The sequence below is a fragment of the Candidatus Allofournierella excrementigallinarum genome (assembly GCF_944388085.1).
Taxonomy (GTDB): domain Bacteria; phylum Bacillota; class Clostridia; order Oscillospirales; family Ruminococcaceae; genus Allofournierella_A; species Allofournierella_A excrementigallinarum.
The window spans coordinates 1-16,857 of sequence record NZ_CALXHK010000017.1 but is presented as its reverse complement, the minus strand read 5'-3'; the positions used below and the strand labels follow the sequence as shown (position 1 = coordinate 16,857).

At 67.1% G+C, this 16,857-nt stretch carries 13 protein-coding genes; all 13 read left to right on the top strand.

Features of this window, described 5'->3' with window-relative positions; translation table 11 throughout:
• The first annotated feature begins 31 nt into the window (after positions 1-31).
• Positions 32-1,693 (top strand): DUF2142 domain-containing protein, encoded by a 1,662-nt coding sequence (locus tag ACH2AT_RS04820; RefSeq protein ID WP_394964067.1) that lies wholly within the window; start codon positions 32-34, stop codon positions 1,691-1,693.
• Positions 1,694-1,720: 27 nt separating this feature from the next.
• Complete coding sequence (locus tag ACH2AT_RS04815; RefSeq protein WP_394964066.1) at positions 1,721-3,733, top strand: hypothetical protein; 2,013 nt, start codon at positions 1,721-1,723, stop codon at positions 3,731-3,733.
• Positions 3,730-4,374: a hypothetical protein gene (locus ACH2AT_RS04810; protein ID WP_394964065.1), complete on the top strand. Its 645-nt coding sequence runs from the start codon at positions 3,730-3,732 to the stop codon at positions 4,372-4,374. Before ACH2AT_RS04815 ends, ACH2AT_RS04810 begins: the two co-directional genes overlap by 4 nt.
• Positions 4,367-5,524: a LegC family aminotransferase gene (locus ACH2AT_RS04805; RefSeq protein ID WP_394964064.1), complete on the top strand. Its 1,158-nt coding sequence runs from the start codon at positions 4,367-4,369 to the stop codon at positions 5,522-5,524. The genes ACH2AT_RS04810 and ACH2AT_RS04805 overlap by 8 nt, the downstream gene beginning before the upstream one ends.
• A gap of 30 nt (positions 5,525-5,554) precedes the next feature.
• Positions 5,555-7,549: a hypothetical protein gene (locus ACH2AT_RS04800; RefSeq protein WP_394964063.1), complete on the top strand. Its 1,995-nt coding sequence runs from the start codon at positions 5,555-5,557 to the stop codon at positions 7,547-7,549.
• Entirely contained in the window at positions 7,546-8,163 is a 618-nt protein-coding gene (locus ACH2AT_RS04795) for a hypothetical protein (protein WP_394964062.1), read from the top strand. The genes ACH2AT_RS04800 and ACH2AT_RS04795 overlap by 4 nt, the downstream gene beginning before the upstream one ends.
• Positions 8,160-9,209, top strand: coding sequence for a sugar phosphate nucleotidyltransferase (locus tag ACH2AT_RS04790; protein ID WP_394964061.1), 1,050 nt, complete (start codon positions 8,160-8,162; stop codon positions 9,207-9,209). The genes ACH2AT_RS04795 and ACH2AT_RS04790 overlap by 4 nt, the downstream gene beginning before the upstream one ends.
• A gap of 19 nt (positions 9,210-9,228) precedes the next feature.
• Positions 9,229-11,193 (top strand): hypothetical protein, encoded by a 1,965-nt coding sequence (locus ACH2AT_RS04785; protein WP_394964060.1) that lies wholly within the window; start codon positions 9,229-9,231, stop codon positions 11,191-11,193.
• Entirely contained in the window at positions 11,190-11,801 is a 612-nt protein-coding gene (locus tag ACH2AT_RS04780; RefSeq protein ID WP_394964059.1) for a hypothetical protein, read from the top strand. The genes ACH2AT_RS04785 and ACH2AT_RS04780 overlap by 4 nt, the downstream gene beginning before the upstream one ends.
• 25 nt (positions 11,802-11,826) lie before the next feature.
• Positions 11,827-14,316 carry a YfhO family protein gene (locus tag ACH2AT_RS04775; protein WP_394964058.1) on the top strand — a complete coding sequence of 830 codons (2,490 nt, stop codon included), beginning with the start codon at positions 11,827-11,829 and terminating at the stop codon, positions 14,314-14,316.
• A 4-nt stretch (positions 14,317-14,320) separates the two neighbouring features.
• The gene (gene neuB / locus ACH2AT_RS04770; protein WP_394964057.1) at positions 14,321-15,319 is read left to right on the top strand and encodes an N-acetylneuraminate synthase; all 999 of its coding nucleotides are present in this window, start codon (positions 14,321-14,323) and stop codon (positions 15,317-15,319) included.
• A 19-nt stretch (positions 15,320-15,338) separates the two neighbouring features.
• Positions 15,339-16,520, top strand: a complete 1,182-nt coding sequence (neuC, locus tag ACH2AT_RS04765; RefSeq protein WP_394964056.1) for a UDP-N-acetylglucosamine 2-epimerase — start codon at positions 15,339-15,341, stop codon at positions 16,518-16,520.
• A 31-nt stretch (positions 16,521-16,551) separates the two neighbouring features.
• The coding region (locus tag ACH2AT_RS04760; protein WP_394964055.1) for a Gfo/Idh/MocA family oxidoreductase at positions 16,552-16,857 on the top strand (306 nt) is incomplete at its 3' end.

Below are 16,857 nucleotides of genomic sequence, written 5' to 3'. Positions count from 1 at the left end.
GGGCCGCAAACTGAGCGAGCGAGGTCATTTCGTGCAAAACGTGCTTTCAAAATATTTTAAGCGCCCGCCCCGCCCGGCGCTCGCCGCCCTGGGCCTTCTGGCCGCGCTGGCCGCCGCCGTGGGCTTCATGTACTACTGGCGGGTGGTGTATTATCTCGACGACCGGGGCGTACCCGCCCTTTTGCTCTATGGCGCGGCGGCGGTGTTCGTGCTGGCCGCGGCGCTGGCGGTCTGGGCCGGCTCGAAGCTGCGCAGCTTTGACGCAAAGGCGGCGCTGGCCATCGTGCTGTGCGGGGCGCTGTTCTGCTTTGCCGACCCGCCTTTGCAGGCGCCGGACGAGACGGCCCATTTCCTGCGCAGCTATTCTTTGAGCCAGGGCCGCTTCACCTTCGACCACGACCGCCTCTATCCCGACGACGTGGCAAAGCTGGTGGAGAGTTTCCCCGGCGCGTGGGTGGCCAGCCACACCAGCCAGGGCCTCACCTACACCGAGGAGGGCGAGGAGCGCAGCTACACCACCGCGGGCTATGCCCTCAAGCAGCGGGGGGAGGACGGCCGGGTGGAGAGCATCGCCGACGGCTTCGCCGCCTATTTTGACGGCCGGCCCGCCAAAGAGGAAGTGGGCGAGCCCTATTTCTTCATGACCCTCTCCATGCTGCCCCAGGCGCTGGGCATCCTCCTTGCTCGCACCCTGGGCTTTGGGGCGCTGGGCTGCCTTTACGCCGCGCGGCTGGCAAACCTTTTGGCCTACGCCGCCCTGTGCTGGCTGGCGCTTGCAAACTGCAAGCGCTACAAGCCGGTGTTCACCGCCTTCATGCTGCTGCCCCTGAGCCTTTACATGGCCGCTTCGGTGAGCTACGACGCCACCCTGCTGGGCTTTTACTACCTGGTGGCCAGCTTCTACTGCAAGGACGAAATTCTGGACAGGGACATCCTCGTGTTCGCCGCGGCCTTTTTGATGATGAACCTGGCCAAGCCCTATATCAGCCTGCTCTGGGTGGTGCTGCCGCTGGTGCTGCCCCGCTCGGCCTGGAAGACCCGGGTCAAAAAGTGGCAGCTGGCCGCCGGGTGCCTTGCGGGCGGCCTTGCCTTGGGCAAGCTGTTCGACTGGTACGGCACCGCCTTCCGCTTCAACTACCCCTATGTGGGCCGCCAGATCGAGGGCGCGGCGGAGGTGCCCCAGCTGCTGGGCATCCTGGCCAATCCCTTCCGCTACGCTTCGGTGCTGCTGGGCAGCTTCTATGAAAACGACTTCTTCCTGGGGCAGCTGGGCCTCTTCGGGGCTTTGGACCTGGAAGTGCCTTTCATCAGCCTGGTCAGCCCCCTGGTGCTGCTCTTCGCGGCGGCCCTTTCGGTGCATGAGAAGAGCAGCCTTCGGCCCATGCCCGCCTTTGGCCTCGGCGCTTTGAGCATCGTCTACATGGCGGGCGCGGCCACCGCGATGTACATCACCAGCACCCCGGTGGGCATGATCCGCATCATCGGCTTGCAGGCGCGGTACTTCCTGCCCGCCTTTCTGATGCTTTTCGTGCTGGTGGCGGCCCTTTTGAGCCATGTGCTGGAGCCCCGCCTGGCCGCAGGGCAGGCCAGGGCCCGGCGGGTGGCGCTGGGGGTCTCGGCGGTGTTCGGGGCCCTGGGCGCGGTGCTGCTGTTCCAGCACTACTTCATCGGGCCGGTGTACGTCATCGGCTGATTTCCAAAACGAAAGGGGGCGGCGCGCTTGCCGCTGCTCAGTGGGATACTGGCGCTTTTGGCCATCAGCCTTTACAGCGCCGTGCTGGCCCGTCGTTTCAAGCTGGACGCGGGCCTGCTGGCCCTGCCGGTGATCGCCGGCGGGGCTCTCTGGCTGTGCCTTTTCGGCATGCTGGGGCTGCTGGAGGCGGGGGGCTGGGCCTTCTATCTGGCCGCCGCGGCGCTGGCGGCGTGGCTCCTCTTCAAAAAGGAACTTGCCGGGGCGCTCAAGGAGCTTCTGACCCCCGGCTTCATGACCTTTTTGCTGGCGGCGGCCTTCTTTTTGGCCGTGTTCGCCGCCACCCGGCCCATGTTCACCCAGACCGACGAGTTCAGCCTCTGGGGCTCGGCGGCAAAGCTGACCAAGCTCCACGACATGCTGCACCCGGCGGCGCCGGGCAACCTCCTGGCCCGCACCGCCACCCCGGCGCTGATGCTGGTGGCCTATCTTTTCCAGTTCTTCGGCGAGGGCTTCTCTGAATGGTCGGCCTATTTTGCGCTGGATGCCCTGCTGGCCTCCGCCGTGGCCGCCGTGGCCAGCCTGCCCCGCCGCTCCAAAGCGGGGGCGGCGGTGGCGGCCGCCTGCGGCTTCCTGACGCCCTTCTTTTTCAGCGCGCCCTCTCTGGGCGGCATCTCCAACGTCTATCTCTCCTTCATGGGCGACCTGCCCCTGGGCTTTGTGTTCGGGGCGAGCCTGTGCGTCTATTTCTCCCTGCGCCAGCGGCCCGCCGCGGCCCTCGGCCTCACCGCGCTGCTGGCGGCCTTCCTGGTGCTCACCAAGGACGTGGGCCTTGCCTACGGGTGCATCGTGGTGGGCCTCGTCTGCGCCGACCGGCTCTTCTGCGGGCCGAAACGCAAAGTTTCCCGCCGCCTGAAAGACACGCTGCCGGCCCTGCTGGCCATCCTGCCCGGGGGCCTTGCCTACCTTGGCTGGAGCCGCTATGTGGCGGCGGTGACGGGCCTGGGCAAGACCACCGTGGGCAGCGAGATCCACGAGGTCACCCAGGGCCAGGCCATGGCCGAGGGCGTGGCCCAGCTGCTGGGCTTCATGGAACCCACCGAAAAGTTCGCCCAGGTGCGGGACGCGATGTTTGCCAGCCCCTTCACCATCCCGGTGTGCCTTCTGGGCGGCGGCGCGCTGGCTTTGGCCCTGATCTGGCTGCTGCTGGGCGCGGCGGCGCTGGCCGCGTCGGAAGGCGAGCGCCTGCGCCCGGTGTGCCTGGGTGTGTTCGGCACCCTGGCGCTGGGGGCTTTCCTCATCTTTCATCTGTTCCTCTATGTTTACAACTTCCGGGAGACCGACGCGGCCAACCTTCAGGACTATATCCGCTACATCGGCCCCTATTACATGGGCTTTTTCCTGATGGCGCTGGGCCTTCTGGCCCGGTACGCCGCCGCCGAAAGCCGGGCGGCGAAGCTGGCGGGCGCGGTGCCCGCCGGGGTGCTGCTGGGCTTCTGCGCGCTCATCGTCTGGCGGGGCATGCCCACCGCCGGCTTCTGGAACTACCCTCACTCGGTGTATTCCGTGCGCCAGGACGTGAAGGAGCGGGCGGAGACGGTGAACGGCATGCTGGACTGGGATGATACGGTGCTGCTCATCAGCCAGGGCGACACCGCCATCCGCTGGAACTACTACGGCTTTGAGCTGAACGCCACCCTCGCCCGGGGCTTCGGCGGCTTCGGCTACGGCCACGAGGGCGATTATAACTGGGACACCACCCACATGAACCTCGTCTCGCCCGAGGCGGCGGGGGAGGGCGTGCCGGAGGTCTACAGCTACCAGACGGTGGCGGACGCCGACGACCTGCGGCTGTTCCTGCTGGACAAAAAATACACCCACGTGCTGGTGGACGCCAGCGACGACTACATCGCCGACGTGATCGGCCCCGCTTTCGGCTGCGAGGGCCTGCCGGACGACAAGCCCGCCCAGCCGGTGCTGCTGGCCGTCGAATACGACGGCGGCGATGTGCGCTGGAGCCGGGTGGAAGGAGGCGCGGCATGAGAAAATTGCGACCGCTCCTCATCGCCTGGGCGGCGGGCCTGGCCCTCTGGCTTTTGCTGGGCTGTGTGAGCCTTGCCAGGGCCGCCTGGTACGCCCGGCAGGGCCTGGCCGCCACCCAAAGCCTTGCCGCCGCGGACTTCACGCCGGTGGGCATCCAGCCCTACGACGCGGGGGAGGAGGGCGACTGGTACATCTCCACCGACGGCGACCCCCAGCTTTTGTGGCAGGGCGAAGCCTATCTTGACACCGTGCAGCTTTTTGCAGAGCATAAAAGCCCGCCCCAGGCGGTGATGCTTTACTGGAAAACGCCGGGCCAGACGGACTTCTCCCCCCGCCAGTCGGTCTATGGGGTCCAAACCGCCCCCGGCGTCTACTCCTTCGATGTGGGCGGCGTGAAGGTGAGCGAGGTGCGCATCGACCCGGACAGCCAGGGCGGCGTGGTCACCCGGCTGGACGGCGTCGTGTTTGACCCGGGCCTCTCCCCGCTGGCGGCCTTCCTGCCCGGCGCGGGCGAAGGGATGCTTCTGCTGTTCGCGCCCCCGCTGGCGCTGGCGGCGCTTTGCCAACTGCGCCGGGCGCTGGGCGCTTTTTTGAAAAAAGACGATCGATCCAACGAAAAGCGAGGTCATAACCATGAGTGAGTTCATTCCCCTTTCGGTACCCAATTTCTGCGGCAACGAGCGCAAATATGTGGACGAGGCGCTGGACGGCGCCTGGGTGTCCACCAGCGGCGCCAAGGTGGGCGAGATGGAAGAGTGCATCGCAAACTATGTGGGAAGCCCTGCGGCGGTGTGCTGCGCTTCCGGCTCCGCCGGGCTGCATCTGGCGGCGCTGGCGGCGGGCGTGAAGGCGGGCGACGAGGTGATCGTGCCCGCGCTGACCTTCATCGCCTCGGTGAACCCCACCACCCGGTACGTGGGCGCCCAGCCGGTGTTCTTCGGCTGCGACGCCACCGCCACCATGGACCCGGACGCGGTGGAGGACTTCTGCGCCAACCAGTGCGAGCTGAGGGCGGACGGCCTTTACAACAAGCGCACCGGGGCCAGGGTCTCGGCGCTGGTGCTGGTGCATGTGTTCGGCAACATGGCGGACATGCCCCGTTTTTTGCGCATCGCGAAGGACTATAAGCTCACCCTCATCGAGGACGCCGCCGAGGCCCTGGGCACCAAATACACCGAAGGGCCGCTGGCGGGCAGATTCGCCGGCACCATGGGCGACGTGGGCGTCTACAGCTTCAACGGCAACAAGATCATCACCACCGGCAGCGGCGGCGCGGTGGTGTCCAGCCACCCGGAGTGGACGGCGCGGGCAAAGCACCTGTCCACCCAGGCCAAAACGGATCTCTTGCAGTTCAGGCACGACGAGGTGGGCTACAACTACCGCATGACCAACATCGACGCCTGCCTGGGCCTTGCCCAGATGGAACTGCTGGAGGGCTTCATTGAGCACAAGACCGCCCGTTACGAGCAGTACAAGGCCGCGCTGGACGGCGTGAAGGGCTTTTCCATGCTGCCCTTCCGGGAGGGCACCCGCCCGAACTACTGGTTCTACAGCCTGCTGCTGCCCGACCGCCTGGAGCGGGACAGCGTCATCGCCCGCCTGCAGGCCCAGGGCATCCAGACCCGCCCGGTCTGGTCCCTCATCAACGAGCAGTGCGACTATGGCGATTGCGAGACCCACGCCATGGACGTCGCCCGGGAGTACCGCCGGCGCATCGTGAACATCCCCTGCTCCACCAATCTCACCGAGGCCCAGTGCGCCCGGGTGATCGAGGCCGTTCTGGCCCTGTAAACAGACCAAAAACAGAAGGGAGGGCCTGCCGTGGCCTGGGGCGAACTGTTCGGCCTGCTGGCGATGCTGGCGGCCCTCTTCGGCATGAGCGCGGTGCTTGCCCGCCGCGCCGGCGTGGGCAGCGCCGCCGCGCCGCTGGCGGCGCTGGCACTGGCGGAACTTTGGCTGCTGGCGGCGGGGCTTTTGGGCGTGTTGCGCCCGGCGGGCCTCGGGCTGGCGGCGCTGGGCCTTTTGGGCGGCGGCCTTGAGGCCGCTCTGGCAAAGAAAAAAGGGGAGACCTGCCCGCTGGCGGCGGCGCTGGAAAGCCCCGCCGCAAAGCTGTTCTGGGCGCTGGCGCTGGCGCTGGCCCTGGGCCTTTGGGTGCTGCGGCCGGAATTTCTGAACTTTGACGAATACTCCTTCTGGGGCACCGCGGCGAAGCTCACGTGCGAGAACGACGCCCTTTACACCGTCTGCGAGACCGGCCTGCCCTGGCAGATGACCGAACTGGCCGCCCTGCCGCTGGCAAGCTATTTCTTCCAGCTGTTCGGGCCCTTCGCGCCCTGGCGGGCCATCTTCGCCGCCGACCTTTTGATGCTGGCGGCCCTGGCCGCCGCCGCGGGCTGTGCAAAGCGCGCCCGCCTGGCCTGCCCGCTCTTTCTGGCGGGCCTGGCGGCGCCCACGCTGGTCACGGTGGCGGGCCACACCGCCCTTTTGAACACCGCCTGGCTGGAATTCTTGGGCGATCTGCCCGCCGGCATGCTCTTTGGCGGGGCCGCGGCCTTCTGGCTGGCGGCCAAAGACAGGGGCTCTGCGGCCCGGTGGCTCACCCTGCCGGTGCTGCTGGCGGCGGCGAACGTGAAAAGCAACACCTTTGTGCTGGGCCTCGCCGCGGCGGGCCTGGTGGCGCTGGACGCGGCGCTGTTTGCCCCCGGCGGAACGCGGGGGGCAAAAGGCTTTGCCGCCCGGCTGGGCTTCGGCGCGGCCTGCCTTGCCGCCCCCACCGCCCAATATCTGCTTTGGAATCAATACATCGCGGGCCTTGTGCGGCAGAATGCCGCCGCCGGCGGCATGGGCGACACCGCCTCCGCCAGCCTGCCCGCGGTGGTGGCCAATGGCCTGAAGCTGCTGCTGGGCCTGCCGGTGGAAAGCTACTTCGAGGCCCGCAGCGAGATCTTCTGGCAGTACGGCAGCGCCATGGCCGACGCCTTCTGGCACCGCAAGGTGTCGGTGTTCGGCACCGGCGCGGCGGTGGCGGCGCTGACGCTGGCGGTGTTTTTGGCCGCCGTGCTGCTGGCGGCCGGCAAACGGGCGCGGCTGCGGGCCGCCCTTTTCGCCGTGGGCAGCAGCGTGTGTTTTGCCGGCTACTGGCTGATGCTCTGGCTGAGCTATGCTTTCCTTTTAAAAGATTCCACCCCCGAAAGCCTTGCCAGCTATCCCCGGTATTTTGCTTCTTACTACACCGGCTGGCTGCTGCTGGCGCTGGCGGTGCTGGCGGTCAGCTGCGCTTCGGCGAAGCGCCCGGCGCTTGGCCGGGCGGCGGCGCTGGCCGCGGGCGCGGCGTTTGCGGCGGCGCTGGCGGCGGGCACAGAGCCTCAGTTCACCCTGCTGGGGGTGGGCGGCGGCGAGTACGCCCCGGTGCGGCAGGAGCTGGCGGTGGCGAAGGCCGCGAAAGCGGCCATCCGGCCGGAGCAGAGGGTGTTCCTCATCCATCAGGGGGACGAGGGTTTTTCCTGGTTTTTGTTCAATCAGCAGCTGTGCCCCGCCCTTGTTTACGGCGAGGGCGGCGCCACCTACGGCGAACCGGCGCTGGTGGAGGGCATGCCTTACAGCGCGCCCTACACAAAAGAGGAGTTTTCCGCCCTGCTAAAGGCCGAGCAGGTGGACCTGCTGCTGGTGAGCCGGGTGGACGGCATCTTTGAAGAGAGCTACGCTGCCCTTTTCACCGACGGCCTGGCCGCCGCGAAGCAGGGCCCCGCCCTTTATGAAAAAAGCGAAGCGGGCTGGACGCCCGCCGCGCCCCTTGCCGGGGAGGTGACGGGATGAAGCGGCTGAAAAACCTCTGGGCGGCGGCGCGCCGCCGGCCCTTCCGGGCCCTTTACGCCCTGGGCGCCTGCCTGCTGGCGCTGACCCTCGTGGGCAATTTCGCCCTGGACCAGCTGCTCTACGCCGCGGGCCTTTTGCAGGAAAAGACCGTCACGCTGGAAGATGCGGGGCAATGCGCCCTTGTGAACATGGAAAACACCGGCGGCACGCTCACCAGCACCACCGGCGACGCCCAGCTGCTGCTGGCGCCGGGCACGCTGGTGCGGCGGCTGCGCCTTGCGGCGCGGTATGAAGGGGAGGCCTCCGCCGAAAAGGACCTTTATTATCACCTGCCGGGCTTTGGTTACACACCCCGCCTGCGGGTGTGGCCCGAAAGGCAGGAGGACGGCAGCTGGCTTTACACCCTGCCCCGGTTTGCCGGGCAGGGGGTGCGGCTGGACCTGGCGGACACCGCCGGCGTGGCGGTGAAGCTGGACGCCATCCTGCTCAACGAGCGAGTGCCTTTGCAGGAATACTTCATCCCGTCGCCATGGCAGCTGTTCTGGCTGGCGGTGCTGCCCGGCCTTGCCGGGTGCGCCCTGACGCTGAAACGGGAAAAGGGGGAAGACGATTGAAACTGGAAGAACTGTTCATCCGGGAGGACGCCACCATCCTCCAGACCATGAAGCAGCTGGACGAGACCGGCCAGCGCATCCTCTTCATCGCGCCGGAGGGCAGGCTGCAGGCGGTGCTCACCGACGGCGACCTGCGCAAGTTCCTGCTGCGGGGCGGCAGGCTGGAGGACCCGGTGCGCCTTGCGGCGAACTATTCCCCCAAAAGCCTGCCGCTGGAAGAGCGTGGGCGGGCCAAATCCATGCTGGAGCGGCATTCCATCGACGCGCTTCCCCTTCTGGACCGGGACGGCCATGTGGCGGACGTGGTGTTCGCCACCGGCCTTGACGTGGACAACCGCAAGCAGGCGAACATCCCGGTAGTGGTGATGGCCGGGGGCCTGGGCACCCGGCTTTATCCCTACACCAAGATCCTGCCCAAGCCCCTGATCCCGGTGGGGGAGAAACCCATCTGCGAGCTCATCCTGGAGCGCTTTTCCGATTTCGGTTGCCGCCGCATGGTTTTGGTGGTAAACTACAAAAAGAATATGATCAAGTCCTATTTCAACGACCTGGAGGACCTGCGTTATCAGGTGGAATATGTGGACGAGACGGAATTTCTGGGCACCGGCGGCGGCCTGAGCCTTTTGAAGGGCAAGCTGGACGGCACCTTCTTCTTCTCCAACTGCGACACCCTCCTGGACGTGGATTACGGCGACGTGTATCAGTATCACAAAAAGCACGGCAACCTCATCACCATGATCTGCGCCTACAAGCACTACACCGTGCCCTACGGCGTGGTGGAGATGGGGGAGAACGGCGCCATCGCCGCCATGCGGGAAAAGCCGGAGCTGAACTTCCTCACCAACACCGGCGTTTACGTGGTGGAGCCGCAGGTGGTGGAGGAGATGGAGGAGGGCCGCAAGGTGGGCTTCCCCGACGTGATCGACGAATACCGCCAAAGGGGCCTGCCGGTGGGGGTGTATCCCATCAACGAGTCCGCCTGGATGGACATGGGCCAGATGGAAGAACTGGAAAAGATGCGCCGCCGCCTGGAACAGCAGGCCTGACGCGCAGGGAGCTTTGCGTATGGAACTTTTTTACAGCTATCTGTCGCTGGCGGCGCTGGCGGGCTTTGCCGTGCTCCTGGCGCGGCGCACAAAGCTGCCCGCGCCGCTTGCGCCCTTTGCGGCTGTGTGCGCCACCATGGTGTGGTTTTCCGCCGCGGGCATGCTGGGCGTGCTGGCGGCAGCCGGGTGGCTCTATTTTGCGCTGGCGGCGGCGGCCTGGGCGCTCGCGGTCTGGCCGGCGGGGGCAAAACAGCCCGCCGCCGCGCTGAAAGCCCCCGGCTTTGCCGCCTTTTTCGCGCTGGCGGCGGCGCTGCTGGCCTTTTTCGCCTGGCGGCAGCCCATGTTCTCCACCTGGGACGAATTCTCCTTCTGGGGCACCGCCGCCAAGATCGTCAAAACCAGCGGCGGCCTTTATGTGAACGCCGACATCGGCTGGGCCTGGGTGGGCACCCACCGCCCGGCCCTGGTGGTGCTGGGCTGGTTCTTCCAGTTCTTCGGCGATTACGCCGAGTGGCGGGTGCTGGCGGGCTATGACATCCTGCTTCTTTCCATCTTCGCCGCCCTCACCGCCGGCTGCGAAAAAGGCAGGCCCCGGCAGTGGGTGCCGGCGCTGGGCTTCGGCTTTTTGCTGCCCTTCGTCATCACCCTTTACGGCAGCGTCGCCCGCCCCACCGACCTTTACGCCTCGGCCCTGTCGGACATCCCCCTGGGCCTGACCTTCGGCGGCGCGCTGGCGGCCTATTATATCAATGAAAAGAAGGCGCTGTGGCCCAGTGCCCTGGCGCTGGCGGCCCTGTGCCTGGAAAAGGACACCGGCTTTGCCCTGGCGCTGGTGGCGGCGGGGCTCATCGCCGCCGACGGGGCCTTCGCCCTGCTGCTGGAAAAGGCTCCCCTGCGCCGCTGGGCAAAGCCCGCGGCGGGCTGGGCCGGGCTTTTTGCCACCTGCGGCCTTTCTTTCTGGAGCTGGCAGAAATACCTCTCGGTGGCAAGCGCGGCGGATACCACCAACGTGGGCGGCACCCAGCAGATGGGCATGGCCGAAATGGTGCTCACCGGCGTGAAGGAGCTGCTTGGCATCGGCCGCACCGAGAAATTCGCCGCCATCATGGGGGGCCTTGTGCGGGCGCTGTTTACCTCCAAAACCACCATGGTAGGGCCCTTTGCAGTGGCCGCGGCCCTGGCGGTGGCCATGGCCGCGGGGGCGGCCATCCTCACAAAGGAAAAAGCCCTGCGCCGGCAGGCGGGCCTTTTTGCCGTGCTGGGCACGGCGGGCTTTGCGGCCTACTTTTTCTTCATCGGCCTGACCTATTTGTATGTGTTCCGGGACGAGGTGTCCGGCGGGCTGGTGGGCTTTGAGCGGTATATGTACCCTTATCTGCTGGGCTGGCTGCTGGCCTCTGCGGCGCTGGTGCTGCGGGCCATGGGCTCCGAGCGCATCCAGGGCCTTGTGCAGACGGGTTTTGCCGCCCTGACGCTGGCGCTGGCGGCGCTGGTGTGGCTGCGGCTGCCCTTCAGCCTCACCGTGTTCGGCGGCGGCGACGCGGCGTACGCCGCGCGCCGGGCTGCCCGGGACGAGGCGGCCCAGGTGCAGGCGGCGGTGCCGAAGGACGCCCATATCTTCTTTGTCAGCCAGGGCGACGACGGCAGCCGCTGGTTCCTCTATTCCTATGAGCTTTACCCCTGGTATCTGGACTACAGCGGCAACGACGGCCAGGGCGGCGGCGGCACCTTCGCTGTGCCCGGGGCGCTGGAAGAGGGCGCCCCCTATTACCACCCCTACACCGCCGAAGAACTGCTGGAGTGCATCCGCGGGCGCGGCTGCGACTATGTGTTCGTGGAGCGCAGCGACGGCCTCTTTGCCGATGGCTACGCGGCGCTGTTCAGCGACGGGCTGGCGGGCTGTGAGACGGGTTCGGCGGTGTACGCCTGGAACGGGGCCTTGGGCCAATTTGACTTTGTCTGCAATGTGGGGGCCGAAGGATGAAACGAGTGTTTGCATGGGCGGCGGCCCATCTGGTGGCCGCCTGCTATCTGCTGGCCCTGGCGCTGTGGGCGCTGTGGGCCCTGGGCAACGCCGGGCAGGACGCCCTCCGCTTTGCCGCCGGGCGGCTGGCCGCGGGGGAAGTGCCCCTTTCCTCGCTGCAAAGCCAGGACATCGCCCTCACCGGGGACGGCCTCTGGGTCACCACCGGGGCCGACCCGCAGTTTGTTTTCGCCGGCGGGCGGCCGGTGCGCAGCGTGTTTTTGAAGACCGATGCGCCGGCCTCCGGCTTTGAGGGCTACTGGGCCGCCGCCGGGCAGGACTTCAGCCTGCGCCGCCGGGTGTTTGCCCAGGGCGTGGAGGACGGCGTGCTGCTGGTGTTCCCGGAAACGGCGGATACCATCCGCATCGACCCCGCCGCAGGGGCGGGCGTGGTGCTGGCCCAGGGAGAGGACGCCGCCCTCACCGTGAACGTGCCGGTGGCCTTCTGGCGGTACTTCGTGCCCCGGGCCGAACAGGCGCTGGCGCTGGCGGCGCTGCCTGCCGCGGCGGCGGTGCTTTTGGACCTGGGCCTTTTCTGGAAGGGGCGGCTTTTGAAAAAGCGGGGCTGAAGCGCCCCGCCGCGAGAGGTTTGGAATGGAACGAGCAAAACGCTTTTTTAAGGGCCGCCGGGGCCGCCTGTTTGTGGCGGCGGGGGGCATGGCGCTCATCGTCTGCGCCGTCTATGCCGCCTGCGGCTTCTGGCCCTTCGGGCCGAACTCGGTGATGACCGGGGACCTCAACAGCCAGTACATCCCCTTCTACGCCCATTTTTACGACGCGGTGCGGGAAGGCGGCAGCCTGCTTTATGCCGGCGATCTGGGCCTGGGCGGCGGGGCCTTCGCCCTTTTTGCCTACTACTTCGCCAGCCCCTTCGCCTGGCTTTACCTCATCGTCGCGCCGGAATTCTACGGCCAGCTGTGCTGCATCGTCTACGCGGCCAAGGTGACCCTTGCGGCGGCGGCCTTCTGCTTTTATCTTGAGCGGCGCTGGGGCGGCGAAAAAGCCCTCTGGCTGCCCCTGTGCTGGTGCTACGGCCTGATGGGCTATTCGGTGGCCTACGCCCAGAACGTCCTCTGGCTGGACGCGGTGATCCTGCTGCCGCTGGCCTGCGCCGGTATTGACCGTCTGCTGGCGGGCAAAGGGGCCGTGGGCTTCGCCCTGGCGCTGGCCGCGGCCATCTTCACAAACTTCTACATGGGGTATATGCTGTGCATTTTCTCCGCACTGTATTTTGTTGCGGGGCTCGCGGCGCGCTTGCCCCGCCCAGGGCGGAAGGCCGTTTTTTCGGCTTTTGGCCGCTTTGCGGCGGCGGGGGCGACGGCGGCGGCGCTGGCCGGCGCGGTGCTGCTGCCTGCCGTGACCGAGATTTTGCGGGTGAAGAGCACCGGCCTTGATTTTTCCGGCGGCGGGCAGTTTTCGCCGCTGGACCTTGCCCAGAAATTCTTCACCGGAAACTTTGTCTGGGCGGACGTGCAAAGCGGCCTGCCCCCGGTCTACTGCGGCATGCTGGGGCTTGGGGCGGCGCTGCTCTATTTCTTCTCCGCGAGGCCCCGGCGGGAAAAGCTGGTCTATGGGCTGTTCGCCACCCTGCTGCTGGCCAGCCTCTGGTGGCGGCCGCTGGATTTTGCGTGGCATGGCTTTGCCGCCCCCAACTGGTTCCCCTACCGGGAGAGTTTTCTGCTGGTGTTCCTGCTGCTCACCCTGGGCGCGGGGGCCCTCGCCGGGCCGGTGAGCCTCAAAACCGGCCTTGCCGCCGGGGCACTGGCGGCGGCGCTGGGGGTGCTGGTGTATTTCGTCCGCGCCGAGACCTACGGCAGGCGGCGCTGGCTGCTGGCCTGCTGCCTGCTGGCGGCGGGCATCGGCCTCGTCTGGCTGTGGGGGCGCCTCAAAGGCGGCAAAAATAAGCTGGCCGCCCTGGCCCTGGCCGCCCTCACCGCCGGGGAGCTGGCGCTGAACGGGTATTGGGCGCTGCGCCTTTTTGAAGTTTACCCCGTGGCGGATTACGCCGGTTTTGTGCGGGCCGGGCGGGCCACGGTGCAGGCGGTGGAAAAAGAGAACGCCGGACGCTACCGGGTGGAAAAGACCTTTTTCCGCACCCTCAACGACCCCATGCTGCTGGGCTATGAGGGGCTGACCCATTTCAGCAGCGTGCAGGACGGGGCCTCGTCGATTTTGCTGATGGCCCTGGGCTACCGCAATTACGGCTCCAGCTATGGCTACCTTTCGGGCAGCACCGCCGCCGCCGACAGCCTTCTGTCGGTGAGGTGGTTCCTGGCCCAGGAGGGGGACGCGGCGCCCACCCACTTTGAAAAGACGGACATTGCCGCCCCCTGGCAGGTGTACCAAAACCCCAACGCTCTGCCCCGGGCGCTCTGGTCGCCCTCGGACGCCGGGGCCTTCGAACTGGCGGAAGGCCTGGACGCCTTTGAGGCGGCCGAGGCCCTTTATACCGCCCTGCTGGGCGAGGAAGCGGCCCTGTTCACCCCGGTGGAGAGCGGCGAAAGCGGCGGGGCATTCGACCTGACGATGCCCGAAAGCGGCATCCTCTACGCTGTCTTTTCCGGCGCGGGGGCGGATGTGCCCCTGGCGGTGAACGGCCAGGAGAAGGGCAGCATCCTTTCCATTGGCCGTTCGGCGGACGCAGCGGTGGACCTGGGCCGGTTTGAGGCAGGGCAGACCGTGAACGTCGCTTTGGGCGCGGCGGTGGACTTTGCCCGCTTCGCGGTGCTGGACGAGGCAGCCCTTGCAGCCGCCTGCGGCCGGCTGCGCTCGGCGGCCCCGGCGGTGACGGCCTGGAAGGACGGGGCCATCACACTGGAAACGGGCGCGCAGGCGGAGGGCCTTGCGGTGCTCACGGTGCCCTATGACGAAAACTGGCGGGCCGAAGCGGACGGCGCGCCCGCTGAAATTCAGAGAGCGGCGGGGGCGCTGCTGGCGGTGGAACTGCCCGCGGGCAGCCACACCCTCACGCTGGCCTACACCCAGCCGGGCGCGGCGGCGGGCCTTGGCCTGACGCTGGCGGGGGCTTTGGGCCTTGCGGCGCTGGCATTCTGGCACAAGAAAACAAAGGGTAAGGAGCGATAACGATATGCAGGACGTTCTCATCATTGCCGAGGCGGGCGTCAACCACAACGGCAGCCTGGAAATGGCAAAACAGATGGCGCTGGCTGCCAAAAACGCCGGGGCGGACGTAGTGAAATACCAGACCGCCGTGCCGGAATTGGTGGTGTCGAAATTCGCGCCCAAGGCCGAGTATCAGAAGGCCCGGACGGGGGACGGCGAGAGCCAGCTGGAGATGATCCGGCGGCTGCACTTTGATTTTGAGGGCCACCGGCAGCTGAAGGCATACTGCGATTCCATCGGCATCCAGTACCTCTCGGCGGCTTTCGATCTGCCCAGCGTGGAGTTTTTGAAGGGGCTGGACCTGCCCTTCTTTAAAATCCCCAGCGGCGAGATCACCAACCTGCCCTATCTTGAGGCGGTGGCGGCGGCCCAAAAGCCGGTGGTGCTCTCCACCGGCATGAGCACCCTGCCGGAGATCGAGGACGCCCTCTCCGTTCTGGAGGACGGCGGCTGCCCCGGGGTGACGCTGCTCCACTGCAACACCGAGTACCCCACCCCCTATGAGGACGCGAACCTGCTGGCCATGCTGGAACTGGCGGAGCAGTTCGGCGTGCCGGTGGGCCTTTCCGACCACACCCCCGGCTGGGAGTGCGACGTGGCCGCGGCGGCCCTGGGGGCGGTGGTCATCGAAAAGCACTTCACGCTGGACAAGACCCTGCCCGGCCCCGACCACAAGGCCAGCCTGGACGTGCCCGAGCTTGCCGCTATGATACAGGCAGTGCGCCGCACCCAGGCCGCCCTCGGCACCGGCCGCAAGGCGGTGAGTGCCAGCGAGGCCAAGAACAAGCCCGTGGCCCGCAAGAGCATCGTGGCCGCGAAGGCCATCAAACAGGGCGAAATTTTCACCGCCGAAAACCTCACCACCAAGCGCCCGGGCGACGGCGTGTCCCCCATGCGCTGGCACGAGGTGCTGGGATGCGCCGCAAAGCGGGATTTCGCCGAGGACGAGCCCATCGAATTGTAACGAAAAGGAGGGAAGGGCCATGGAACAGCCCCTCATCGCCGTCGTCACCGGCACCCGGGCGGAGTACGGCCTGCTGCGCCCCGTTTTGCAAAAGCTGGCTGCCCGGCCCCACGCGAAGCTGGCCCTGCTGGTCACCGGCGCGCACCTTTCGGAAAAATACGGCGGCACTGTCAGCGAGATAGAAGCGGACGGCATGCCCATCGCGGCCCGCATCCCCATCCTGTTTGAGGAGGACGAGGGGCCCCTGGCCACCGCCAGGGCGGTGGAAAAAGCCATCCGGGGCTTCTCCCAGTGGTTCGCAGAAAACAAGCCCGCCTGCTGCCTTGTGCTGGGCGACCGATACGAAATTCTGGCCGCCGCTCAAGGCGCGGCCTTCGCCGGCGTGCCGGTGGCCCATATCAGCGGCGGCGACGTGACCCTGGGGGCGCAGGACGACTGGTACCGCCACTGCATCACCAAAATCGCCCATCTGCACTTCCCCAGCTGCGCCGAGTCCGCCGCCCGCCTCGTCCGCATGGGCGAAGCGCCCGCCGCCGTGTTCAACGTGGGGGGCCTGGGGGACGAGAACATCCGCACGATGGAAAAGCTGCCCCCCGCCGCTTTGAGCGAAAGCGTGGGCTTTGATTTAACGCGGCCCTTCGGCCTCGTCACCTTCCATCCCGAAACGGCGGGCGGCGCGGATGTGGCCGCCCAGATGCGCGCTTTGCTGAACGCCATGGACGAGGTGAGCCGCACCGAGGGCCTGGTCTGGCTGGTGACCAAGTCCAACGCCGACGCGGGCGGCCTTGCCATCAACGCCATGTGGGACGAATGGGGCGAACAGCACCCGGACACGGCGGCGGTGCGCGCCAGCCTTGGCGTCAAGCGGTATCTCTCCGCCATGGCCGCCGCGGCGCTGGTGCTGGGCAATTCCTCCAGCGGCGTGGTGGAGACCCCCACCTTCGGGGTGCCCGCGGTGAACGTGGGCGGGCGGCAGGAGGGACGCCCTCTGTGCGCGAACGTGATCTGCTGCCCGGCGGAAAAAGATGCCGTCGCCGCGGCGGTGCGCAAGGCCCTCAGCCCGGCCTTCGCCGCCGTTGCAAAGGGCGCGAAAAGCCCCTATAATGGGGGAGACACCAGCGGCAGGATCGTGGACATCCTTCTGAAGGAAGTGCGCCGGCCGGACTTCGGCGCGCCCAAAGTGTTTTACGACGGCCGGTAAGGCCGCAAACAATACAAACGAGGTGGAACCTATGGAACTTCTCATCGTGGGCCTGGGCAGCATGGGCAAGCGCCGCGCCCGGCTTTTGAAGGGCATCGACAAGGACATCGCCCTCTTTGGGGTGGACACCAGCTCCTCCCGCCGGGAGGAGGCGGCGGCCCTGGGCGTGGAAGGCTTTGAGAGCATCGACGCGGCGCTGGCGGCGAAAAAATTCGACGGCGCGCTGGTCTGCACCGCGCCTCTCTCCCATGCGGCCATCATCCGGCAGCTGCTCACAGCGGGCCTGCCGGTGTTCACCGAACTGAACCTGGTCAGCGACGGCTACGCCGAGAACATG